Source organism: Alteromonas sp. PRIM-21 (assembly GCF_027563165.1).
In the GTDB taxonomy this organism is placed as follows: domain Bacteria; phylum Pseudomonadota; class Gammaproteobacteria; order Enterobacterales; family Alteromonadaceae; genus Alteromonas; species Alteromonas macleodii_A.
The window spans coordinates 1-522 of record NZ_JADOEK010000044.1 but is presented as its reverse complement, the minus strand read 5'-3'; the positions used below and the strand labels follow the sequence as shown (position 1 = coordinate 522).

Below are 522 nucleotides of genomic sequence, written 5' to 3'. Positions count from 1 at the left end.
CGGGTTTCTCTTTGGTCTTGTTGCAGTGTACTTCTTGATAAAGTGTGATGGGCCGACCTTTCAGAGATATTGCCGCGCGTAAAAGAAAATGCGCTTTACGGTCGTCTAAATCTGACCAATCAATTGAAATAACAGGACGTGATGTGCTGCCGCAAAATAGTTGGCATATAGATGCATAAATAAACGGCGTTTCACTTAATAAATGCGGGTTCGAGAGCAAGCGGTCGGCACGTTTAATTCGATGTTTTTCAAAGGCTTTAGTGTTGATCCCTCGACCTATGCTGGTTACTGTTGCAGCGCTTCCATTAAGCAAGCTTTTGACGCATGCCGTTACCGCATCCCGACGAGTTTTATGCATTTTATAGCTGACAAGCGATACGACATTGTTCACAATAGATAGGGCATTCATGGCTGTTTGGTCTCGGTGATGTTTGGCGATTGATCTGATCACCAAACGTCATGAATGTTCCTATCTTTTTTTATCTCACTGATATCGTTCTATTATTTGTGGGGATACCTCAG

At 43.1% G+C, this 522-nt stretch carries 1 pseudogene; it reads right to left on the bottom strand.

Annotated features, from left to right (window positions below):
* Positions 1-451, bottom strand: a pseudogene (locus IW644_RS19930) (IS4 family transposase); the annotation flags it as partial.
* Positions 452-522: the final 71 nt, after the last annotated feature.